This is a genomic window from Kurthia sp. 11kri321, from assembly GCF_001534765.1.
GTDB lineage: Bacteria > Bacillota > Bacilli > Bacillales_A > Planococcaceae > Kurthia > Kurthia gibsonii.
In genome coordinates this window covers 150,707-173,600 of record NZ_CP013217.1, presented here as the reverse complement: position 1 = coordinate 173,600, position 22,894 = coordinate 150,707, and the positions used below count along the sequence as shown (strand labels likewise).

The window sequence follows — 22,894 nt, the reverse complement described above, 5'->3', positions numbered from 1 at the left end:
CGCTCACAATAAAAAACCAGCATAATGCAAACATTATACTGGTCCGTTACAGGGCTTATTCATGCCATGTGTACGTATAGAGTTGTTTTTTCTCTTGGATTGCTAAGAAATAGTCCTTACCATCGTTTTTCGCACGATAATATGCATAATCTCCTACTTCAATTGTTGGTTCATGATCCTGTAAAGATTTTTTCATATCACTTTTCAAACCTGTATCAATTGCATCCTCTTTAAACTTATTTAATAGCTTTTGATAATAAGCTTGGTTCTCTGTCGTAACTTCTTCCATCTCTGTATTCGTCATAGAGGGTATTTTATCGTATTCATATAATGTAACCCATTGCCCACTTCCTGCTTGGGCTAATTCATGCGCTAGAATGGGTGATTCCGCAGTTGGTGGTGGAATCGTCACGCCCCATTCTTGTTTATATGCATCTACAACAACTTTCGGATCCATACCGCCTTTTCCAGTCAAAATGTATAGAGAAGCTGTAACCAAAATAATAAAGAGTAAGATAAAATAATATTTCTTTTTCATGTAGAATCTCCCATAGTAAGTGATATAGTAAGATTATCAAAAAATAGCGTTCTATACGAATGAATACTGTAAAATATGCAAATTTAATGTGCGACCTACCATGCGAAGTTCAGTATCGGTATAGCCTTGTTTTATATACAAAGTACGCGCACGTTCATTTCCTTCATCCAGTGTTAAAATAATACGTTTAATATGTGTAAAATTCTTTTGCACATAGCTTGGAATTTTTTCAAGAATTTTTGTCGCATAGCCATGTCCTTCATAACGAACATCTGTTGAAAAAGAACGTAATAAAATATCATGTTCGATACCTAAAAAAATCGAGAGGGCCTTTCCCCTCATGCAAAACAAAAAATGTTACAAATAAATCCTCATCCATCGCCAAAATAGAGTGCCTCTCGCAGTCTTCTATTTTTATAACTTCACGTGGTGAGGCAGTGTAAAGCAGTTGATCTTCTGTTAGTAAATAGTTTTGAATACGTGGCTCATCTTCAACCGTAAATTTTTTAAAATACATACATTCATCCCCTTTTCTTCATTTTACAGAAAGAACGCTTGTTCGTAAATTTTAAACTATAAAAAGAGGTACTACATTTATGGAAATCATCACAACTCAATTAATCTTCATCGCGATTTTCATTTTGATGATTCACTCAATTGAAACACTCGCTTATGCAGTTCGCTTATCTGGCGCGCGAGTTGGCTTACTTGCCTCGGCACTCTCATTATTTAATATTCTTGTGATGGTGTCACGTATGGCAAATATGGCGCAACAACCATTCACAGGAAACTTACTCGATGAAGCACCTCAAGATGACGGTTCTTTTTTAGAGACACAATTTCGCTTCATTATCGGCGCTTCAACAGTTGGCACACTTGTAGGTATTCTTCTACTTCCAACATTTATCGCGGTATTCTCACGAGCAATCATCCATTTAACAGAGGTTAATGGTTCAGTTGGTGCACTATTTAAAAAAGGATTTACAGAAGGTTACTTTCGCCGCAGTTTAAACTATATTCGCTTACCCAAACGAAAAGACTGGCAAGAGATTGAATGGAAGGATGCACCGTATCGCCTATTCTTTATTAATATTTTTATTACAGCCATCTATACGATTGGTGTCTTATCTGCTTTATATGCGGCGCTCTTAATGCCCAGTCATAGTGCAACTGCTACAATGGCATCTGGACTGATTAATGGTGTAGCAACAATCCTTTTAATTATTTTTATTGACCCAAAGATTTCTGTCATGGCGGACAGTGTAATCCGAGGAAAAGGTCGTTATAATCAACTGAAAACAGCAAGCATTTTTATGATTACATCAAGATTAATCGGTACTCTAGTAGCTCAATTATTATTTATTCCTGGGGCAAAATATATCGCTTGGTTCACAACACTCCTCTAGGAAAGGACATATATTGTCTATTTCAAACGTAAATTTAGTTGTATTTTTCAATAAATCTGATAAAATACGAATGGTCATTTGAAAGGGGTGTCAGCCATTGACTTGGGAGATTTTTAGTGTCGTCGGAACGATTGCTTTTGCAATATCTGGTGCAATTATCGCTATGGAAGAAGAATATGATATTTTCGGCGTTTACTTACTAGGAATCGTCACAGCTTTTGGTGGTGGTGCAATCCGTAACGCATTACTTGATATTCCTGTTTCTGCACTTTGGGAACAAACTTCATTATTCCAAATTGCGCTTGTATCTATAACACTCGTCTTTTTATTTCCCCATAAAAGTATCGCGCATTGGAATCGATGGGGGAATTATTTTGATGCGGTTGGTCTATCTGCATTTGCTATTCAAGGTGCCTTATATGCCGTCCACCTAAATCTACCTGTAGCAGCGGCTATCGTAGCAGGTATTTTAACAGGTTCTGGCGGTGGGATTATTCGTGATTTACTAGCAGGGCGTAAACCACTTGTTTTAAAACAAGAAGTATATGCCGTCTGGGCTGGAATCGCTGGTTTAATTATTGGACTTGAGTGGGTAAAAGCTGATTGGGCGCTCTACACATTATTTGTCGTCATCACGATTTTAAGAATCATTTCATATATTTATAAATGGACATTACCATTTAAATCGTTAAAACCAACGATTGTAAAATAAAAAGCTAGGTTGTTTTCGATGATTCATCGAACAACCTAGCTTTTATTGTATAATTTGCTGCCAACAAATCACTTTTTCTTCAAAAGATTTGACGTTTTTACCTGGAACGGGACTTGTTGAAGGCATAAGCATGTATGAAACTTGCTCTGAAAAAGTATGTTTAAAATACTTCAAAAAAACACGTTCTGCTTTCCCGCCATTAAAAACAATACGTTCAACATTCGGATAACGAACAAGCAACTGTTCAAAATCATTTGGCACTTCTTGTTTAATAGCTGAATCTAGACTTCCTATACGCTCACAAGAAGCAATCGCATCCCATAATCCAATCTGATTGTCTAATAACCATGCAATCTTTTTATCATATGTAGATGGTACATCTTGCTGTAAAATATGCGACATAATTCCCCAAAAATGATTTCGCTCATTTCCGTAATACTGCTGCTTCTCAAGAGAAATTTTCCCTGGCATCGAACCGACAATTAATACTTTCGTCTGTTCGTCAATAACAGGTGCTAGTACATTATTAATTTTAGCCATTAAAAGCTTGTTTTAGCTTTTCAAATTGTTCTTGAAGAGCTTCTAAATCCGGTTTTGATGCTTTTTGATCCGCCTTCACATTAATTTCATAACGTAATTTTGAATAATGTTCATCAAATTTTGCAACAGCTTGTTGGAAATCTTTTAATGGTTGGAATGATTCAAATTCCGGATCCATAAATGTATACACTTGGAATGAATGTACACTCGCACTAAAATGTGAATAGTTTTCCATACCTTTTTTACCTGTTGGCTCACCTTTTTGAAGCGCTACTGCATTGTCGATGATACTTTTAGCCGCATCAATTAATAATTGTGTATTAGTTGAATCCATATGTTACCCAACTACCTTTCTTTTAATCAAATTGACTTCTCTTACCAATTGTAGCATATCGACGCAAATTTTTTATATGTAAAACACTTGATTAAATTTGAACATTACAGCCCCTTTCAACTAATATATCCAGCCAAGGTGGAACATCTTCAATTGGATTATCACGTAAGTCAAGTTCTTGTAAATTCGTTAGTTGTAATAGCTCAGATGGAACCTCTGTTACTTGATTGCCTCGCATATTTAATACTTTCAAAGCCTGACATTTAAACATCTTACCAGGGAATCTTTTTAATTGATTCGCTTGTAAATCGAGTACTTCTAAGCTTGAAAAACTTGGCGTAAAATCCTGTATCTCAGCAATTTGATTATATCCTGCATAAAATTCTTTTAGATGAACAAGTGTATAAAATGAACGTGGAATTGTCATAATTTGATTATGGTCGATTGATAAATGTGTTAATTGAATAAGCATACCAATCTCTTCAGGGATTTGAACAAATTGGTTGTGTGAAATATTTAAAGATTTTAGTTTATGTAAATTCCCAATCGTACTTGGCAATTCTTTCATTTGATTATATTCAACGTGTAATGCTCCTGATAAATTTTGTAATAACCCTACCTCTGCTGGCATCTCTTCAATTTGATTATGGGATAGATTCAATTCTTCCAATTCAGTTTGTAAAAATAATTCATTTGGAAAACAAGTTAATTGTTGTTCAGATAAATCGACACATGTCATTTGACCTTCTGCATTAGAAAACATCTATTTAAAACCTCCTATCCTTTATTTTTATACAATCTTAGTATGCTAGTTATATCGTCACACTTATTTCATTATATAGTATAAAAGGTCTTTAATTATATAAAAAAATGGATATTATTGAAATGTAAGCATAACATCTCTATTAAAAATATAAACAAAACGTTATTGAATCTGTCTTTCCACTATGTATTTGTTAGAAATCAATATTTTTATTATTATACTAATAATATGATTTACCCAAATTATGTTATAAAAAAACCTCGAATACACTAATGTACTCGAGATTTTAAGATTACTTTTTTTGTTTTTGAATATAGATAACTAAACTTAACACACTAATTAAAATAATGATTAAATGTAGTGCTAATAAAAGTCCGCTTGTTTGTTCTGATATTGGTAACAATACCGTTAAAATACCGATACCTAATAAAAAATAGGCACTATTCGTTGCAACTTGTAATAGTGATTTTTTTATTTGAGTTACTTGCATACCAATAAGCATTTGCAAATTTTTAGTGCGCCATAAATAAATAGCTAATAAAATAAGTGCCGTTCCAATAACGGTTGTTGGCACAAAGTCCATCGCCTTCATATTCTTCATTCCTTACCTCGGTTGAATTGTCCATAGCCCACAACAATGAGCATATTTCTTAAATTGTACCTTGGCAAATGTCGAAATGATAGGTAAAAGCTTTGTCACGATAAAATAATATTCGCTATCATCCCACTCATCAATATGCTGTTTACGACATTTACTCTGTAAAAAGTGTGTTTCAAAGCTAATGTCGCCAATATAGACGACACCACCTTCATTTAGATGTGTCAATAATTCACGCAACAGCCTAACTTTGTCGTCATCTGTTAAGTGATGCATCGCATAGGTACTGATAATAACATCGAATTTTTGATTCGTAATCAACTTCGATGTATTGTGTAAATCGCCTTCGATAAAAGTCGCTTTTGGCATTTTATCGCGTGCAATGTTCAACATCTCTTCCGAAAAATCAATACCTGTAATATGATGTCCTGCATCATATAAACGTTTCGTTAGTTTACCTGTTCCAACGCCTAAATCGACAATGTTTTGTACATCCTTTGTACAAACTTTTTCGTATAAAGCTTCCATCATTGGTTCATACCCCGCAAAAGGATATGCCTCTTGTTCATCACTTAATTTAACTGTTTGATCATAGCTTGAAGCCCATAAATCAAAACCTTTATTATCCAACATCAATGTAGAACTCCTCCAGATTATTCCGGAGAATTTACATGTGTAAACCCTCCTTATTTGCTGTAATTGTTTTCATTGATTTAATCATGTCCAACACTCCTTCATTTTTTCTTTTTTTATTTAAGCTTCATCCCATTCATCAAAATACAATGCCATATGGTACTCATCAATATATTGATGATTTGGCATCTTTAAAATATCTTTTTCCATACCGATAATTTCAAAACCAAAAGATGTATACACACCTTTTGCAATTTGATTTTTCACATTAACTTTGAGATGAATTTGCTCACAACGTAATTCTTTTGCACGCATAATCGCTGCGGCAATAATTGGCTTACTAATGCCCTCTCCTTGATAATCTTGATGCACATAAATTCCTTTTAAAGAAGCGATATGACGCAATTTCAGCCTTGTATTTGTCTTTAACGTGACCATTCCTACAAGTTGTTCTTTCTCAAATGCGCCAAACACAATATGGTTTTGATTATTTAGAAAATTTTCAAAATAATGAGGTTCATATGTTACTTCTTCTTCATAAGATGCGGCAAACGCGGTTGGAGAGTGTTCAAGTGCTTGTAATCGTAATTCTCGATAGATCTGTGTATCTTCTTTCGTTAACACGCGAATACGCACAAAAGACCCTCCTTTATTTTTTGATATTATACCACATTTTAGCAATTACAAGCCATTATGACCCAAAATGAAAAATGAGCTATAACGAGTCGGGTAACTCGTTATAGCTCATTTAGATTCAAAAAGTGTAAGCGATTTTTTTGGAGAAAAGTGGCTTACCTTTTTGTTTCCAATATCTATTTTACTAAACATATGCAATAAAAACTAGATATAACTTTGTATAGGATGTAACCCTTTATCCTCGATTTAAAGCATTTTCTTCTAAAGCTACTATTTTAGAATTATTCACTATTGCTTGATTGGATTTACTTTGTAAAAATACGCTCATATTGGAATTCTTTTGTTGCTTCATCTCGTGTAATTAAGAAGACATCTGGATTCGTCATCTTCTGCCAATCTTCAAAGCTAAACTGATCATTAATTGTTTGTAAGAACATCGAGATTAAATTACCATGACTGACAACGACTGCTGCTTCTTCAGGTCGTTCAATTAACTCGTTCATCACTTCTACAATGCGCGCTTGTGCTGCACGACCTGATTCGCCACCCTCAAATTCTAAATCCATCTCTACAAAGCCTCTTTGCATCCATGTCAGCCAATCATCCACTTTTAATGTGCTAAATACACGCTCTGTTAAACGCTTTTCTTCATGAATAGGTAAATCACGTGATGCAGCAATTGGTTCAGCTGTCTGAACTGCTCGGTCATATGTACTCGCCATAATTAAATCGATGGGATACTCTTCAAAAAATGGAATTAAGTCTTGTGCTTGTTGACGTCCTTCTTCTGTTAATTGTGCTTTAGGCTGTTGACCATCCGCTTTACAATGACGTACTAGGTAGATTTTTTCCATAGAATCTCCTTCTTTCTAATTGATTGTCTCATTATACAAAAAGTGTGCCCGAATGAATAGTTATAACCTTTCATTCGGACACACATCTTAGCGTATAAAAAGCCACCATATAATATACAGCGGTAGTAAAAATCCTAAACTATATAAAACAATGCTTTTCCACATACACTTTAATTTATTAACCCATAACTGCATAGAAAACTTCCTTCATTCATTTTCTATAGTATAGTAAAAATCATTAGAAAATGCGATTAAAGTAGATTACGAATACCTAATATGAATTCATAAAGGAAATACAATGCGAAACCAATTAGAAGAATACCTGCAACAATAGAGACGTTTCGAATCACTTTGCGACTCATTGCCCGTCTTGAAATCGATACAATCGCTAATAGACCGACATCATGTAAAAGAATACCTGTTAAAATTCCGAGCCCTGCAAAACCGAATTCATGGACACTATATGACTTTGCGAGCACTGCACCAAATACAGATACCCAAAAGACTAAGTTTCCTGGCGATACAGCTACTAAAATTCCGTTTTTATATGTACGCCAAAAAGACTGATTCGGTTTTTCTCCTGCTAAACTAATTCCTTGATCTGCATTTTTAATCGAATCATACGCTAAATAAAATAAAAAAGCGGCGCCAACAATCCATAGTGGTAATTGAACAAATGGAAGTGCTAAAAATGAAGCTAATCCAAAATACAGTGCAATAATTAATGCGGCATCAATTGTCATGCCGCCAAGTCCAACTGCCCATCCATGAATAAAACCATTTTTCAAACCTTGTTTTGTCATTTCAACAGTCATGGCTCCGACAGGTAAAGCAATTGTAAATCCAACAATTAAATAAGAAATATATGTTTCCATAACTTTACCAACTCCTTACTTGATTATAAGGAGAATAATCATGAATATCAATACATAAATAAGAATATTTATACTTACAAAATATAAAAAAAGCAACTCTCCTAAGAGAGTTGCTTTTTACGGACAAACTTTAAAAATTAAAGTTTAGTTACGTTAGTAGCTTGTGGTCCGCGGTTACCTTCTTCAACTTCGAATTCAACTTTTTGACCTTCGTCTAAAGTTTTGAAACCGTCGCCTTGGATAGCTGAGAAGTGTACGAATACGTCGTTTCCACCTTCAACTTCGATGAAACCGAAACCTTTTTCTGCATTAAACCATTTAACTGTACCTTGTGTCATTATGAATGACCTCCTATTAATGAATTCAATAATAGATTGTTCAACCGAGAATAAAAATACACCTGCTAGAGTGACCGCATTATACAGTCTTCCAAACAGGTGAATGTATTGTATACGCTGAGCCAATTTCATTATTAATAACAGTATAACCTATTTTGTCCGATTTGTCTAAAAAAGACTATCCAATCATTAAAAATTTTCTGCTTTTTTATACAAAAATCTTTACTTAATCAAGGTTCCTTGATGGAAAAATAATTTCCAATCTTTCTCTTTTTTACGCCAAATCGAACTTCTTAAAGCTTGCTGTTTTGTTAAAATATTTGTTGTTTTATATGTTACTAGAATGACACTTTCATCTACAAAACGTTCTTCATAATCTTCTACACGGAAAAAACGTTCTGTTGGTGGTGATTCCTTACCGATGGCATTTAGCTGATCTTGTTTTGTGTATTGTGTACCGATTGTGCCAAATTCTATAAAGTCTTCATCCATCATTTGATCAAACTCATCATACACATAATCTTGCAATCTCATCTCTAAGTCATATATTTGCATCATAAGCATCTCCCCTATACTTCACAATACACTTTACTTATACCCCTTTATCTATGAATTAAAATTGTCATTTGTATTTGATTAATTTATACAGTAACAGGGAATGTAGATTAGGGATGAAAAATCACTTTAAAGGAGCGTTTTAAATGAATTTTAAAAATATTACGGTTGCTGGTAGTGGTGTTTTAGGAAGTCAAATTGCTTTCCAAACTGCTTTTAAAGGCTTTAACGTAAGTGTTTATGATATTAATGAAGGTGCGATTAAAGCCGCACAGGAACGCGCTCAAAAGCTTGCTGAGACATATAAACACGAAGTTGCAAGACATCCTTCAGAGGTAGACGATGCCCTCGCTCGACTTTCTTTCTATACAGATTTAGGTGAGGCTGTAAAAGATGCTGATTTAGTTATTGAAGCTGTTCCAGAACGAATTGATATTAAAACAAGTTTTTATGAACAATTAGCAAAAGTAGCACCTGAAAAAACCATCTTTGCAACGAACTCTTCTACAATGATTCCAAGTCAATTCCGCGATGCAACAGGACGACCTGAAAAATTCCTAGCACTGCACTTCGCAAACGAAATTTGGAAAAATAATACGGCTGAAATCATGGAACATGATGGAACAGATTCAAAATACGTAACAGAAGTAATTGATTTTGCTCGTGCGATTGGCATGGTTCCACTGCATATTTTAAAAGAACAGCATGGCTATATTTTAAATTCATTACTTATACCATTACTTAATGCTGCACAGGCATTGTACGCAAACGGTATTGCTGAACCACAGACCATTGATAAAACGTGGATGATTGCGACTGGTTCACCAAGAGGGCCATTTGCTATTTTAGATGTAGTTGGCTTGCAAACCGCTTACAACATCGTATCTGCAAGTGCAGATAAAAATCCGATTGCTGGAAAAATTGCTGACATTTTAAAACATGACTTTATTGATAAAGGAAAGATGGGTGTTGCGACAGGCGAAGGGTTCTATAAATACCCAAACCCTGCTTACGCCGATCCAAACTTCTTAAAATAATTCGCTCAACAAAGGAGAAATTTCGCTATGACGAGATTTCTCCTTTTTAATTTGTATAATTTCATTTGATTACGCATACTTAGAGTATTCATATATGTAGAAAGGGTTAAATAAATGGCTGAAAAAGAAAAAATCTCAAAGAAAAATTTTAAAAAGTTCGTTCAACTCGTTAAAAGTACCAATCCGCCAAAACTTCTAATCGTGATTGCGCTTATATTAACACTCTCCACAACTGCTGTATCGTTGATGGTTCCGCTATTCACGAAGAACCTCGTAAATGACTTTACGATTGACGATTTGAATAAGACAACCATCGCCTTATTAGTCGTTGCAATTCTTGTACAAGCATTATCAGGTGGGTTCTCCATCTATATTTTAAACCGTATTGGACAAAGTGTTGTCGCTGGCATGCGTGACCGTCTATGGAAGAAGTTATTGGTTCTACCCATTAATTATTTTGACGAAAATCCTTCTGGTGAAACAGTAAGTCGCATGACGAATGATACGACCGTCGTTAAAACACTTATCTCAGAACATCTTGCCAACTTCTTATCAGGTATCATCTCGATTATTGGTGCAATGATTGTCCTGTTCATTTTAGATTGGCGCATGACAACTGCGATGTTTATCGCCATTCCGTTAGCTGCCGCCATTCTAATTCCGCTTGGTCGTAAAATGTACAAAATCTCAAAGAATACGCAGCTTGAAACAAGTAAATTCACAGCACTTTTAACACAGGTACTCTCTGAGATTCGTCTTGTGAAATCTTCAAACTCTGAGAAAATTGAATACAATAACGGAGCAACAGGTATTCGTAACTTATTCAATTACGGTTTAAAAGAAGCAAAAGTATATGCTTTTATTGGACCGATTATTAACTTAGTTATGATGATTTTATTAGTTGTATTACTCGGTTATGGTGCTATGCGTGTATCTTCTGGGGCGCTATCAGCAGGTGCATTAGTAGCTTTCATCATGTACCTCTTCCAAATCATTATGCCAATGGCACAAATTGCAGAGTTCTTTACGCAATTCCAAAAAGCTTCAGGTGCAACCGAACGTATTATTGAAATTTTAGAAGTTGAAGATGAAAAAGATGGTTATGAAGAAGTTCAAAAAGTTGATGAAGCGATTCAGATTGAGCGTTTATCTTATAACTATCCAGATAAAGAACCTGTATTAAAAAACCTAAACTTTACGATTCCGCCGAATCAAGTAACCGCAATTGTCGGTCCGAGTGGTAGTGGTAAAACGACCTTCTTCTCTCTTATTGAACGTTTTTACCAACCACAAGAGGGAGCGATTCTTCTTGGTAATCAAGATATTCAAAACTTCTCTCTACTATCTTGGCGTAAGCAGATTGGCTATGTGTCACAAGAAAGTCCGATTATCGCAGGGACCATTCGCGACAATATCATATATGGATTAGAACGAGAAGTATCAGACGAAGAAATCAATCGCGTTATTAAAATGGCCTATGCCGATCAGTTTATTGAAAACTTAGAAGGTGGCATTTTAACCGAAGTAGGTGAACGTGGCATGAAGTTGTCTGGTGGACAGCGCCAACGTATCGCCATTGCACGTGCGTTCTTGCGTAACCCGCAAATTCTAATGTTAGATGAAGCAACATCGAGTTTAGATAGTAAATCCGAACAAGTTGTACAACGTGCGTTAGAGGAGCTCATGAAGGGGCGTACAACAATTGTGATCGCTCATCGCCTCTCAACCGTTATTCATTCCGATCAAATTGTCTTCCTAGAACAAGGTGAGATTACAGGGATTGGTACACATCAAGAACTTTATGCAACACATGCACTCTATAAAGAATTCTCTGACCAACAACTAAAAGGTTTACAAGCCTAATCAAAAAGAAGAATCGTTCCTCACGTGAAGGGGCGATTCTTCTTTTAATATTTAAGATTGTACTGCATAGCTTTCAACCTGTGCTTGAACTTTTTTCTTCATATGAACAACAGGCATTTGGTGTCCTAATAAATTCGTCGTTTCAAATGTAGATTCAATGTGCATACCATAAGATTCATAGAGATGAACATTACGTGATTCATTCGCGCGAACGTCGCAAGCAATCCATTGTACAGATTGTTGTTTTGCGATATTTTCTAAATGGGCAACTAGCTTTTTCGCATATCCTTTTCCACGTTGAGTTGGTAAAACACTCACACGAGAAAAAGTGAGTGTACCTTCTTTTATCTCATAGCGTGCCATCGCCACAGGACCTTCATTATTCAATCCAACAATTGCTTTTTGACCACGAGCTAACGCTTTTTTAACATCACGCTCTGTTTCCATGATGGCGCTTGATGGCGGATTCATATACTCTTTAAATGCTTCATGCATGAGCTCTACGATTAATTCCTCATTTTCTGTATGCACAATAATCATCTCTACACATCCTTTAACGAATTTTTATTCATTATTATACATAAAAATTCTATAAAAATGCAAGAACTATGATTTATTTCTTCCAGTGAAGTTGTTGTAAAAAGTGTAAAAAGTCTTCATACATTGTTTTAGCATCTTTTCCATATGTCATTAAATGTCCTGCTTGTTCATAACATTTTACAACTTTTTGTGTTGAACCGATCTGCTCGGCTACATAATTAGCTGTCTCTTCATATAACGCATCATCTTGTCCACCATATGCTAAATAGATGGGTACTTCGATTTGCGCTATATATTGCATTTGTTGTTCAATCATCTCAATAAAGGCTGGTATAATCTCCATCGGATGTGCTTTTAAAGCTTGTCGTGCCGCTTCTTTTTCTTCATCTGTACCTTCTTCATATTGTTGATGTTGTTTTGCATAATAGACCACTCTTTTTCGCAAGGTCACTTCATCACGCGTCATCGGTAGTGACATTGTAACAATTGCAAGTGGGTTTAATTCATGTGCTACTTTTAATGTGAGTACAGCTCCTAAAGATAGCCCCATCACAACAATCTCCTCATATCCCTCATCTTCTAGAAACTCATACGCTGATTGAACATCCTCCCACCAAGTAGATGGACCATACTGTAGTAATGTATCTGCCTTTTGGCCATGCCCCGTATACATCGGTGCATGAACCGTATATCCTTCTCTATTTAAAAACTTCCCAAGTTGTCGCATATCAATCGTCGATCCCGTAAATGAATGAAGTAGTAAAATCGCTTTACTACCGCCTTGAAAATAAAATGATTCCGGTGCTTTATATTTCATAAGTCCCTCCTGTTAGGTTTAAATATTAAAAATAATTTGCATATCTTCTGTTTTTTTAATAGACTAGAATACGTCAGTTTTTTAGAAAAGAAGGTGATTTTGTGGAAGACGCGTTGCATTATTTCGTCATTTCTACAACCGCAGGCTACTATGCACAATCTGGATTTGTAGCAGATATTGAAGAAGCACAAGCTTTTTGTTCTGAAATCGAAGCCGAAAGAGCTGCTCAAATTATTAAAGGTACAGTCTGCTCGCAATCTGTATCTTACGACGAACTTGAACAATCTTTTTTAGAACTCTCAGCACAATACGATATACTTTATACATTAGATGAGCAGCAAGCCATCCAAAGCATTTGCGTGGAGCTTCAAGCAATCTAAGTCTCTGGTCTTAGACAAAGTTACAGTCTGAGACCTTTTTGTTTTCCTTTTTTTCTTTTTATAATAATAAATATAGAAAGAAAAAGGAGGCTTAATATGAAAACCATTTTGAAGCAGTTAGGTATTTTCTCTTTTGCTGTATCAATGATGTTCGGAATTACATACTTACTCACAGGTGACCGATTCATGCCCTTCATTCCATCTGAACACTTCTATGCAGTAGCACATACAGCAGAAGAACAACAGCGCGTCAGTGGTCATTACGTATATGAAACCTACGCTGTAAATACAGCAGGTAAAAAACAATTCCTTGCATTCCAAACAGAACGTCCACTTCCAGAAGGTACATATGTGAAACTCTACGTAAAAGGCAATTATATCAAACTCATACAAGAAACTACCGCAGAAAGTATTCCATCAACAATGCGGAATTCACTCCATTAAAAAATATTCTAACGTCACATGGACGCTAGAATATTTTTTATTTGACTATTTTTTCTTTTAGCGTGATTTTTCGATATGCGACTCGCGGTTCTTTCACTTTCTTTTGATAGTTGGCAATTGTTACACCGAGCATGATAAATACTGCACCAATATAACCCGTCATGCCCATTACTTCTTGTAAGAATAAGAAGGCAAAGAAAGCCGAGAAGATTGGTTCAAGTGAGAAGAAGAAACCTGTGTTTTCAGGTGTTGTATATTTCTGTGCAATGGGCTGCATAACAAAACCATATGCTGAACAGATGAACGCTAAACCTAAAATCGAAATCCAAGAACCTGATGTTGTCGGTAGAGCAGGTGTTTCAAATGTGAACGCAATAATAATGGCATATAACGAACAAAAGCCTAATTGATAAATTCCTAATTGCAGTACATCGACCTTACGCGCAAACTGATTCGTCACAAGAATATGAATGGCATAACACAACGCACCAATTAAACAATAAATAGCACCAAGCTGAATAGAGAAGCCATCTTTTAATGTTAAAAATGCTAGTCCCATCATGACCACCACAACACCGATCATAATTTGCTTCGCTGGTAGTCGCTTCGTTAAAAAGATTTGCAAGATTGGTACAAGTACAACCGTTGTACTCGTTAAAAATCCTGCTGTCGAAGCATCTGTATATTTCGTTCCTAATAATAATCCTAAAAATACACCGTATAATAATGCACCAACAATCGCACTGTACTTGATCGTTTGCCACGATACGCGAACCATCTTCTTCGCGAATAATAACCACATGAAGATGAATGCGATAATACTACGCATTGCGACGATTGTAAAAGAAGGCATTCCATCATCTGCAGCTACTTTCATAAATAAATAAGACGTTCCCCACGCCATCGAAACTGTAATTAATAATAAGTTTGCTTGTTTCTGTGTCATTCCATCACTTCCTTATTTTTTCTTTTTCTTAGATTATCACCGTTGTTTACATTAATAAAACGAATATTTATAATAGTAATATTAGTTTTACTAATGTATAGGAGATGATGAAATGAATATTTATGAGTCCTTCGTTAAAATTGTTGAGCTCGGTAGTTTTACAAAAGCTGCTGAAGCGCTTGGTTACACACAATCAGCAATTAGTCAGATGGTGAATAATCTTGAAAAAGAACTCGATACAACGCTGATCATTCGTTCTCGCAAAGGAATTTCTCTCACACCAGATGGTGAGGAAATGCTACCTTTTATTAAAAATATTTGTCATGCACATAGTGAATTAAAAGAAAAACATCAAGAAATGCAAGGTTTGGAACGTGGTCTCATACGGATCGGTACATTTTCAAGTGTTTCGACGAATTGGATTCCAACCCTATTACATGACTTTAAACAACTGTATCCAGGTGTTCACTTCGAGTTACAACAAGGTGAATATACAAGTATTTCAAAATGGATCTATGAAGGGACCGTCGATTTTGGTTTTGTGAATCCTGCTGCTGTATCGAATTTAACGACTATTCCATTAGCACAGGATGAGGTCTTAGCTGTGCTACCTTACGGACATGAACTTGCTGACCATGATGAAGTACATATTCATGACTTAACAAAAGACCCTTTTATTCAAATTGACGAAGGAGATTTTAGTGAACCACAACACTATTTTGAGAAGGCAAATCTTACACCGAACACACAATTTAAAGTGTATGACGACTACACAATCATGGCGATGGTCGAACAACAACTCGGTATTTCCATGTTACCGAAACTCGTATTAAGCCGCTGCCCTTATCATATTTTGACGAAACGCATCTCGCCACCTGTTGTCCGTACAATTAGTCTCGCTTATAAAAATAAAAAAGTGCTCCCAATCGCAAGTCGCTATTTCATCGACTTTATTACGGAACACTTCTCAAAAAAACAGGAAACACGCATATAAAGCGCATTTCCTGTTTTTATTTAAATATCACTATGTGTTTCTACGCTCGTTAGTTTATTGAAAAACGGGTAGAATTGATCTTTTTCAGGTGTTTTACGCATCGCAATCGCACTGCGTGGATGTTCATTGAATAATCCAGTCAAAGCGTAGGCTGTATTATATCCCCACTCTACTTCCTTACTAAGCGGTACAAAACGATCATCAATTAATTTTAAAAGTGGTTTCATATCATAACGTGAAGCGGTTAAGTGACCCACTACTAATTCTGTTTGACAGTTCCCTGCGCCGCGTCCCATACCGTAAACCGATGTATCTAAAAATTCAACACCTAGCTCAATGCCTTCTAATGTATTAGCAAAAGCCATCTGTAAGTTATTATGCGTATGAATTCCTAAACGTTTTGACGGTGCATGCTCTTTGAAAAGCTTCACTAAGTAAGCAATGTCTTTCGGGAAAAGGCTCCCGAATGAGTCGACAACATATAGTACATCGACAACACTATGTTCAATTTTCTCTAGTGCTTCAACTAAATGTGAATTAATTGAATTCGATACAGCCATAATATTTAATGATGTTTCATAACCTAGGTTATGGAATTGATTAATTAAATCAAGTCCTTTATCAATGTCTTTTAAGTAACAAGCGACACGAATCATATCGAATGGACTTTCAGAGCGTGGTGCACATTCGCTTGGATCTACGCGACCGATATCAACGATTGCTGATAGCTTCGTATTTTTCTTTTCTGGGATTACCTCACGAATGAAATCATCATCACAGAAACGCCAAGGGCCACAACCATCTGCATCTAATAACTTAGGTGAGTTTTTATAACCAATCTCCATATAATCGACACCTGCATTATTTAATGCTTCGTATGTATCACGCACGAAGTCTACACTAAAATCCCAATTGTTTACGAGACCACCGTCACGAATTGTACAGTCTAAAATTTTCACTTGATTTGAGTTCATTGTCATCACCTGTCCTATCTACGAAATAAAGTTGATTATAACACATATCTGAATTTTTAGAATATTAAATTTCTCAAAAATGATAATTTTTTATTTTTATATAAAATAAAGCTGTTCTATAAATCAAATACAAATTTATAGAACAGCTACTTCCCTTGTCCAAATCGTTAAAGGCCCGATCGCTGACCAACCACCACGCATAGCAGCAGCCAATCGTTCATCTGCTTCATACCCCACAATGGGTTGTTTCGGAAAAAAGTTAGCCAAGACAGCAGGAATATCTTGAAATACATGGTCTACGCCAAATACATTAAAAATCCCGATAATCCCATGGCTTTGATAAGCTGAAAAACCGCCATATCCTTCTTTATGAAATACTAAAACATGAGGATCATCAATAATTGATGGCTGTAACATACCTTCTAAATTAGCCGCCACAAGCCAATTTTGAAATGCTTCTTCATTTCGAACCCACTTCCACTCACTACAATATGGTACAACAGAAGATGACGTCATCCACTGTGCTTTAAAGAGTTTCGTGAATCCTGGAATTTGTAAGGTTGCATAACTATCCATAATCGTCGATACGCGGTCTAGAATTTTTTCCACAGTCGCTTCTCTCGTCTCTGTAATCATCTCTGGATAATAACTCGGTACATATTGATCCGCAATCCATACGTTATCCATACAGGCTGTTGTAATATCATGTGTTGCGCAAACAGCTTTCCACCAAGCAATCTGGTTTAAAACTGCTTTTCTTAATAGCTTTTCTGGCATTTGGATCACCTCTAAACTATTAGTACCCTTTATTAAATGTTTCATTCTAATTTGATAGAATTTGTTCCCCTGTTAATTCAAATACATCCTGACAACTCGCACATACCGTAGGATTTTCAGAACTAATAATGAGCGTGACACCTTCTGCTTTTACAGAACGCAGACACTGTATGAATTTTTCTAGCTGCGCTTCTGTTAATGCTTTTTCAGGTTCTTCTATTAACAAAATAGACGGTGCATGTAAGCATGCGCGAATAAGCGCCATACATTTAATTTGAAAAGCATCTAGATGTACTGCTTTCTTCCCTAGTAATTCATGAATACCAATAAGCTTGCTTAGCTGATCTAAACGCTGCTTTCTCGCTCCTGGCAACTTATTAGTACCTGTTTGAAAAAAGAACGGTAGCTGAATATTCTCAAGTACGGTTTCATCTTTTAAAAATTCGTCTTGCGCAGGTAGATAGCCCATCTTCGTTTGTCTCAACACAGCTAAGTCGCCCACATCTTTTGTTTCATTTTGGTGGTACTCTAAGCGATATGTCCCGTTCGTCAAGAGGCGGAAACAACCAATTGTCTGTAGTAATTCATTTCGATAAGCGCCTGTAATCGCTAGTGAAGCTCCCTTTTCAACGACTAAATTCACTTTTTGAAAATACGGTTCTACCGCTGCATATTTTAATTGAATTTTAGACATGCTCTTGCTCCATTTCTATCGTTGTTTTCCGTAATACACGCCATAAAATACCGCCACCAATCATGGCACCTAGAACGAGATATAACACGAGTGGAATAATGGCGAATTGTGAAATCACCATAAACGGTATGGCTGGAAGAATGAGTGCAATCCCTAGTAAAATCCCCACTTCAATTCGAATATACTTTCGAATTTCACGTTCTGCCATACCACTCGTCATCAGAATACGGAACAACTGCTTCGTCCCTTCATTTCTACGCTTTTGAATACGCTGTACAGCTATAAACATACCCACTAAAGCAATCAAAAATAATCCATAAACGAGTACAGGGTTTGCTTTTAAAATCTTATTATAGATATTAACTGTTATTCCACCTGCGCCACCAATTGTAAATGACCAGAAATCTGATTGCTGTGATACTTCAAGCATGATATCGCGAATACCAATCTTAGATGCATTCGTTACGAGCATTGTATTTGCAGATGCGATCAATGATTCTTTTGCGAATACATTGTCTTCGCTTGGTGTTTGACGATATTGCTGTGACGGAACTAACACTTGATGCCCTGCTGACATTTGAGGTAATGCTGTTGTCACAATCGTTTGTTCACTCTTTAAAAAGCCGATGATTTTCGCTTGAATATCTTGACCATGAATACGCATGCGAAGTGAATCACCAATATCATACAACTGATAATAGTCACTTCCTAACACAACGGGCATAACTTCTTTGTCATCATAATCCTTAAAATCTTCTTGTTTAAAAAATGTCCCTGCATCCATCTCTAACTTATTTAACTTTTGTGCAGCTGCATTCACTTGAAGTCCATAAACAGGTATATACTGTCCATCTGCTTTTGCATTTTCAGGTGTAAATGCTTCATCACCGGAAAATTTCTGGATGAATACAGGAATCGGTGAAGCTGTATAAACGGTTAGTTGCTTATTATTTTGTAATGCTTGATTGAAGCGTTCCAATTGCTCAATTGTTGGTTCTTCTCCAATGAGTGTAAGATTGTAATTGTTTTGCCCTACAAATGTGGTTCCACCTTTTGCAGGTTCACTTTTATATGCTGTATGCAAAATCGTAAAATAGACAATTGAAAAACATAGCAGTGCGGCTGCCATAAGGATTAAATTCCATTTACGATTACGTTTATGCAAAATGTATAAAGCTCTCACTTATTTGTCCACCTTTATCTTTGTTAAATAAACACTTATAACAATTCTATACATAGGCAGCCAATCGGCGCAATGAAAAGCAATAAGTTTTAAAAACTTATTATAAAAAAACAAGGTATGTCTGATTAAACACACCTTGTCTTCATGCCATTATTTTTTTACAATTACCGCATAAATGAGTCCGATGATAGCACCTACCACAGCAGGAGCAGCCCACCCTAAACCGATATCATATAACGGTAAGTAATGCGAGTAGAATGTCTCAATTGATTCTAACACTTGTAATTTCGCACCAGGTACACTTTCAACCAATGCTTTGTAACCATCAATCACACTCACGAAGAATGTTAGGAACATCGACATCGCATATACACTTTGACGTGCTTTGAATAGCGGCGAGAACATCGTTAATAGAATTAAAACAATCGCTAATGGATATAAGAACATTAATACCGGAACAGCATATGTAATGATATTACTTAAACCAAAGTTCGCAATTAAGAATGATACAAACGTTAAAATGAATACAAACCACTTATAGCTGATGGCTGGAATAACTTCATGGAAGAATTCACTACATGATGTAATTAAGCCAATACTTGTTTTTAAACAAGCTAAGATAATGATAATCGCTAGTAAAATCCCACCGAATGAACCGAAGAAGTGTTTCGCAACAGCCGCAAAAATTAAGCCGCCATTTTCAAATGTTCCAACAGCGCCAACACTTGTACCGCCCATGTATGTGATAAAGCCATAAATAATCATCATTAAAGCCATTGCGAAAATTCCTGATTTCCAAGTTGCCATCGCAATATCTTTCGTACTTGTAATACCACGACTCTTAATCGCATTAATTACGACGATACCAAACGCAAGTGATGCTAATGCATCCATCGTATTGTATCCGCCTTTAAAACCTGTCATAAAGGCTTGATTCACATAGTCACCTACTGGCTTTTCAAAACTCCCCATCGGATTAACGACACTGACAATAATTAAGATGAATAAGAACACTAAGAATGCAGGTGTTAAATATTTACCGATATAATCCATTACTTTCGCTGGATTTAGTGAGAAGTAATATACAACTAAAAAGAATACAAAACTAAAAATTCCTAAAAATAATGATACTTGATCTGGATTTAAGAATGGTTCTAACCCTACTGTGAACGATACAGTCGCTGTACGCGGAATCGCAAAGAATGGTCCAATCGTTAAATATAGTACAACTGAGAATACAAGACCGAATAGTGGATGCACTCGATTCCCTAAGTCTCGTAAACCATCACTTCCTGATAAACCAATTGCTAGAATTCCCATGAACGGCAAACCGATTGCTGTAACTAGGAAACCAATTAAAGCCCACCAGAATTGCGTACCAGCCATCTGTCCAAGTTCGATTGGGAAAATTAAGTTCCCTGCTCCGAAGAACATACCGAATAACATCGTACCGATGATGGCGTATGTTGAAAATGGTACTTTTGTTTGCATATTTTTCCTCCTTATGACTTAAATCGTCTATTTAATATTGTAATTAGAGTATATTAACAATTTACTACAGACAATACAAGATGAACAGAGAATAAAGAGAAAGAATAAACGAAAAATAGATAATTTTGTATAATTTTTAGACTATTTTGTATTTTTGAGTATGAAAAAGTGTCGCTCTATCATTTATTTAAATTAAGATAAACGAATATGCATTAAGCTTATAACTCTATTTCCATTTGATTTTCCCATTCGCCGATCACTAAATTAAGTGAATCTTCTTCATCTGTCAATCTAAAATAAATAGGTAAAGGCAATGTAACCATGGCTTTATCAAAGCATTTTTTCACCCAATCACTTACTTCTTTCATCGTAATTTCTTCTAAATCATGATCATCAAAAAAATTAACAAATTTTTCAAACTGCTCCCCTGTGTCAAACTTTTTATACAACCTAAAAGGACCAACTAAATAAATGCCATCGCTATATCCACTATTTTCACTAACTTGATTAACACCATGATACTCATACTGTCTCACCCAATTAAGAATCGATTTATCATCTGTACCAATCGATCTCTCTATTGTATATAAACTTTCCGTACCGTTTATATACCTTAAAGCGGCTTGTATTTTTTCTTCTGATGAATATTTTGCCATATAAAAACTGCACCTCCAATTAGTAGATGTGTCTAATAATTGAGGTGCAGTTCAATCATACGAGATTTGTTCATTCAGATCAATTTCCGCTTCGAAAAACGAATAGCGGTAGGCAAGAAAAGAACGCAACGTCCTGTTGCAAATCTTGCCCCACTACATCACGTAGCGTTCGGGCATGGCTTCAAACTCCTCGTCACTGCGTTCCTGTGAGGTTTTCAGCTCACGCTATTCCCGCAGGAGTCGTTTTCTACGCGTTCAATTGATTTGATTATTCGTATTTGAGACATATTATTTTGTTCTGTACCAGGCTTTTTTCTATCAACTTTCTAAGTCTTACTTTATTCAATAAAGTATCCTTATAATTATAATTTTAATCCTCTAAATCGTATTCTAACTTTGAATAATAATAACTTGTATCAAAATTAAGATTTATTAATTTGCCTAAGTCATAACTTTTTTGTTTATAAATTTCTTTCATAAATTGTAAGAAAATATAACGACAACCATATAACTCACTTATTGAATCTAAATCTTCTCGTAAATCGATATAATCAATTTCATCACCTAAAGAATCATGTGTAATTGTTTCAAATTCTAAATTCGTATGCCACATGAAATCTAAAAACCCTTGTAAAACAGCTTTTTTATACTCATCTAATGAAAAAGTAGCAAATACTTGTTTTTTATAATGAAATTCAACTGTTTTTTTATGATAAAAAATTCTAATTTTAAAATTATCCATAACATAATCGTCTGCATAAAATATTAGATGATCGAGTTTTTCAATAGATTTATCTTTTGGTAATAAAGTTAAAACCAAATTATACCAAAACCTATATAATTCAAATACTTCTGTATTAAAAGGCAAGGGTTTTCCATCTACACAAAAAACTACTTTACCTCCAGGATATCCTCCAGATCGTCCAAACTCATAATTAAATACATCTAAACCTTCTAAATGGGTCATTTCTATGTAGCCTGGGTACTCTTGATTTTTATTTAACTCTTCTTTTTCAGGGGGGATTGTAATATACGATTTAATTTCTAATTTCATATGTTTTACTCCTTAATTTCAAGATTTAGGATAAAAAGAAGATACTGTAGTATGGTACCTGTAGTTAGGACACTCGATAAAAAGAGTGTTTTAATCACAGGTATTTTTTTATATACTTTACATTCAAGCTATAGGAAGAAGGCGACGTCATGAGTAAAATCATATTTACAAAACAAGAAATCGAAACACTTCTTTCATTAAAAAAGTTTAAAACCTAATCATACCATTAAAATTCAAAATAAATCATTTTTTTATTAAAAAA

General features: G+C 35.4%; 30 protein-coding genes. 7 read left to right on the top strand and 23 right to left on the bottom strand.

The window, feature by feature from the left end; genetic code table 11:
- Positions 1-55: 55 nt before the first annotated feature.
- Genes ASO14_RS00955 through ASO14_RS14920 form a run of 3 tightly spaced genes read right to left on the bottom strand, consistent with a single transcriptional unit; the run spans position 56 to position 1,055 of the window.
- On the bottom strand, positions 56-538 hold the full coding sequence (locus ASO14_RS00955) for a hypothetical protein (protein WP_068450385.1): 483 nt from the start codon (positions 536-538) through the stop codon (positions 56-58).
- A 51-nt stretch (positions 539-589) separates the two neighbouring features.
- Complete coding sequence (locus ASO14_RS00950) at positions 590-880, bottom strand: GNAT family N-acetyltransferase (RefSeq protein WP_068450382.1); 291 nt, start codon at positions 878-880, stop codon at positions 590-592.
- Entirely contained in the window at positions 837-1,055 is a 219-nt protein-coding gene (locus ASO14_RS14920) for a hypothetical protein (protein ID WP_156422321.1), read from the bottom strand. The genes ASO14_RS00950 and ASO14_RS14920 overlap by 44 nt, the downstream gene beginning before the upstream one ends.
- A gap of 79 nt (positions 1,056-1,134) precedes the next feature.
- On the opposite strand from ASO14_RS14920, the gene ASO14_RS00945 reads away from it, so the two are divergent.
- Together ASO14_RS00945 and ASO14_RS00940 are read left to right on the top strand one after the other, a co-directional pair.
- The gene (locus ASO14_RS00945; RefSeq protein WP_068450380.1) at positions 1,135-1,944 is read left to right on the top strand and encodes a lipid II flippase Amj family protein; all 810 of its coding nucleotides are present in this window, start codon (positions 1,135-1,137) and stop codon (positions 1,942-1,944) included.
- Positions 1,945-2,041: 97 nt separating this feature from the next.
- Entirely contained in the window at positions 2,042-2,656 is a 615-nt protein-coding gene (locus tag ASO14_RS00940; protein ID WP_068450378.1) for a trimeric intracellular cation channel family protein, read from the top strand.
- Positions 2,657-2,698: 42 nt separating this feature from the next.
- Here ASO14_RS00940 and ASO14_RS00935 read toward each other — a convergent pair whose 3' ends face one another.
- The 10 genes from ASO14_RS00935 to ASO14_RS00890 form a co-directional block, all read right to left on the bottom strand.
- Positions 2,699-3,196 (bottom strand): DNA-deoxyinosine glycosylase, encoded by a 498-nt coding sequence (locus ASO14_RS00935; protein WP_068450375.1) that lies wholly within the window; start codon positions 3,194-3,196, stop codon positions 2,699-2,701.
- Positions 3,189-3,530 (bottom strand): hypothetical protein, encoded by a 342-nt coding sequence (locus tag ASO14_RS00930; protein WP_068450373.1) that lies wholly within the window; start codon positions 3,528-3,530, stop codon positions 3,189-3,191. Before ASO14_RS00930 ends, ASO14_RS00935 begins: the two co-directional genes overlap by 8 nt.
- A 91-nt stretch (positions 3,531-3,621) precedes the next feature.
- Positions 3,622-4,293 carry a leucine-rich repeat domain-containing protein gene (locus ASO14_RS00925; protein WP_068450370.1) on the bottom strand — a complete coding sequence of 224 codons (672 nt, stop codon included), beginning with the start codon at positions 4,291-4,293 and terminating at the stop codon, positions 3,622-3,624.
- Positions 4,294-4,585: 292 nt separating this feature from the next.
- Complete coding sequence (locus ASO14_RS00920) at positions 4,586-4,894, bottom strand: hypothetical protein (protein ID WP_156422320.1); 309 nt, start codon at positions 4,892-4,894, stop codon at positions 4,586-4,588.
- Positions 4,895-4,897: 3 nt separating this feature from the next.
- Positions 4,898-5,524 (bottom strand): class I SAM-dependent methyltransferase, encoded by a 627-nt coding sequence (locus ASO14_RS00915; protein WP_068450367.1) that lies wholly within the window; start codon positions 5,522-5,524, stop codon positions 4,898-4,900.
- A 120-nt stretch (positions 5,525-5,644) separates the two neighbouring features.
- A complete protein-coding gene (locus tag ASO14_RS00910) occupies positions 5,645-6,160 on the bottom strand; it encodes a GNAT family N-acetyltransferase (RefSeq protein WP_068450365.1) in 516 nt (171 codons plus the stop codon).
- A 305-nt stretch (positions 6,161-6,465) separates the two neighbouring features.
- The gene (locus tag ASO14_RS00905) at positions 6,466-7,014 is read right to left on the bottom strand and encodes a histidine phosphatase family protein (protein WP_068450363.1); all 549 of its coding nucleotides are present in this window, start codon (positions 7,012-7,014) and stop codon (positions 6,466-6,468) included.
- A gap of 251 nt (positions 7,015-7,265) precedes the next feature.
- Positions 7,266-7,889, bottom strand: coding sequence for a LysE family translocator (locus ASO14_RS00900; RefSeq protein ID WP_068450361.1), 624 nt, complete (start codon positions 7,887-7,889; stop codon positions 7,266-7,268).
- Between the two features lie 137 nt (positions 7,890-8,026).
- Positions 8,027-8,227: a cold-shock protein gene (locus ASO14_RS00895; protein WP_068450358.1), complete on the bottom strand. Its 201-nt coding sequence runs from the start codon at positions 8,225-8,227 to the stop codon at positions 8,027-8,029.
- 222 nt (positions 8,228-8,449) lie between these two features.
- Positions 8,450-8,785 carry a nuclear transport factor 2 family protein gene (locus ASO14_RS00890; protein ID WP_068450356.1) on the bottom strand — a complete coding sequence of 112 codons (336 nt, stop codon included), beginning with the start codon at positions 8,783-8,785 and terminating at the stop codon, positions 8,450-8,452.
- Positions 8,786-8,928: 143 nt separating this feature from the next.
- Here ASO14_RS00890 and ASO14_RS00885 point away from each other — a divergent pair, with 143 nt between their 5' ends.
- Positions 8,929-9,819 (top strand): 3-hydroxyacyl-CoA dehydrogenase, encoded by an 891-nt coding sequence (locus ASO14_RS00885; protein WP_068450354.1) that lies wholly within the window; start codon positions 8,929-8,931, stop codon positions 9,817-9,819.
- A gap of 114 nt (positions 9,820-9,933) precedes the next feature.
- On the top strand, positions 9,934-11,682 hold the full coding sequence (locus ASO14_RS00880; RefSeq protein WP_068450353.1) for an ABC transporter ATP-binding protein: 1,749 nt from the start codon (positions 9,934-9,936) through the stop codon (positions 11,680-11,682).
- 51 nt (positions 11,683-11,733) lie between these two features.
- Here the strand turns inward: ASO14_RS00880 and ASO14_RS00875 are convergent, their stop codons facing one another.
- Positions 11,734-12,222, bottom strand: coding sequence for a GNAT family N-acetyltransferase (locus ASO14_RS00875; RefSeq protein WP_068450351.1), 489 nt, complete (start codon positions 12,220-12,222; stop codon positions 11,734-11,736).
- 73 nt (positions 12,223-12,295) lie between these two features.
- A complete protein-coding gene (locus ASO14_RS00870; protein ID WP_068450350.1) occupies positions 12,296-13,039 on the bottom strand; it encodes an alpha/beta hydrolase in 744 nt (247 codons plus the stop codon).
- 101 nt (positions 13,040-13,140) lie between these two features.
- Here ASO14_RS00870 and ASO14_RS00865 point away from each other — a divergent pair, with 101 nt between their 5' ends.
- Complete coding sequence (locus ASO14_RS00865) at positions 13,141-13,419, top strand: hypothetical protein (protein ID WP_068450348.1); 279 nt, start codon at positions 13,141-13,143, stop codon at positions 13,417-13,419.
- Between the two features lie 96 nt (positions 13,420-13,515).
- Positions 13,516-13,863, top strand: coding sequence for a YxeA family protein (locus tag ASO14_RS00860; RefSeq protein WP_068450346.1), 348 nt, complete (start codon positions 13,516-13,518; stop codon positions 13,861-13,863).
- Positions 13,864-13,900: 37 nt separating this feature from the next.
- Here the strand turns inward: ASO14_RS00860 and ASO14_RS00855 are convergent, their stop codons facing one another.
- Positions 13,901-14,809 carry a DMT family transporter gene (locus ASO14_RS00855; protein WP_068450344.1) on the bottom strand — a complete coding sequence of 303 codons (909 nt, stop codon included), beginning with the start codon at positions 14,807-14,809 and terminating at the stop codon, positions 13,901-13,903.
- A 112-nt stretch (positions 14,810-14,921) separates the two neighbouring features.
- Between ASO14_RS00855 and ASO14_RS00850 the strand changes: the two genes are divergently transcribed.
- A complete protein-coding gene (locus ASO14_RS00850; RefSeq protein ID WP_068450342.1) occupies positions 14,922-15,803 on the top strand; it encodes a LysR family transcriptional regulator in 882 nt (293 codons plus the stop codon).
- A gap of 20 nt (positions 15,804-15,823) precedes the next feature.
- Here ASO14_RS00850 and ASO14_RS00845 read toward each other — a convergent pair whose 3' ends face one another.
- From ASO14_RS00845 to ASO14_RS00815, 7 genes are all read right to left on the bottom strand, one after another.
- Positions 15,824-16,777: an aldolase catalytic domain-containing protein gene (locus ASO14_RS00845; RefSeq protein ID WP_068450340.1), complete on the bottom strand. Its 954-nt coding sequence runs from the start codon at positions 16,775-16,777 to the stop codon at positions 15,824-15,826.
- Between the two features lie 135 nt (positions 16,778-16,912).
- A complete protein-coding gene (locus ASO14_RS00840) occupies positions 16,913-17,554 on the bottom strand; it encodes a hypothetical protein (protein ID WP_068450338.1) in 642 nt (213 codons plus the stop codon).
- A 46-nt stretch (positions 17,555-17,600) separates the two neighbouring features.
- Complete coding sequence (locus ASO14_RS00835) at positions 17,601-18,248, bottom strand: P-loop NTPase family protein (protein WP_068450336.1); 648 nt, start codon at positions 18,246-18,248, stop codon at positions 17,601-17,603.
- A complete protein-coding gene (locus ASO14_RS00830) occupies positions 18,241-19,431 on the bottom strand; it encodes a hypothetical protein (protein WP_068450334.1) in 1,191 nt (396 codons plus the stop codon). Before ASO14_RS00830 ends, ASO14_RS00835 begins: the two co-directional genes overlap by 8 nt.
- A gap of 150 nt (positions 19,432-19,581) precedes the next feature.
- Entirely contained in the window at positions 19,582-20,922 is a 1,341-nt protein-coding gene (brnQ, locus tag ASO14_RS00825; protein ID WP_068450332.1) for a branched-chain amino acid transport system II carrier protein, read from the bottom strand.
- Positions 20,923-21,140: 218 nt separating this feature from the next.
- Positions 21,141-21,578: a transposase gene (locus ASO14_RS00820; RefSeq protein ID WP_068450330.1), complete on the bottom strand. Its 438-nt coding sequence runs from the start codon at positions 21,576-21,578 to the stop codon at positions 21,141-21,143.
- A 370-nt stretch (positions 21,579-21,948) separates the two neighbouring features.
- On the bottom strand, positions 21,949-22,632 hold the full coding sequence (locus ASO14_RS00815) for a hypothetical protein (protein ID WP_068450328.1): 684 nt from the start codon (positions 22,630-22,632) through the stop codon (positions 21,949-21,951).
- Positions 22,633-22,894: the final 262 nt, after the last annotated feature.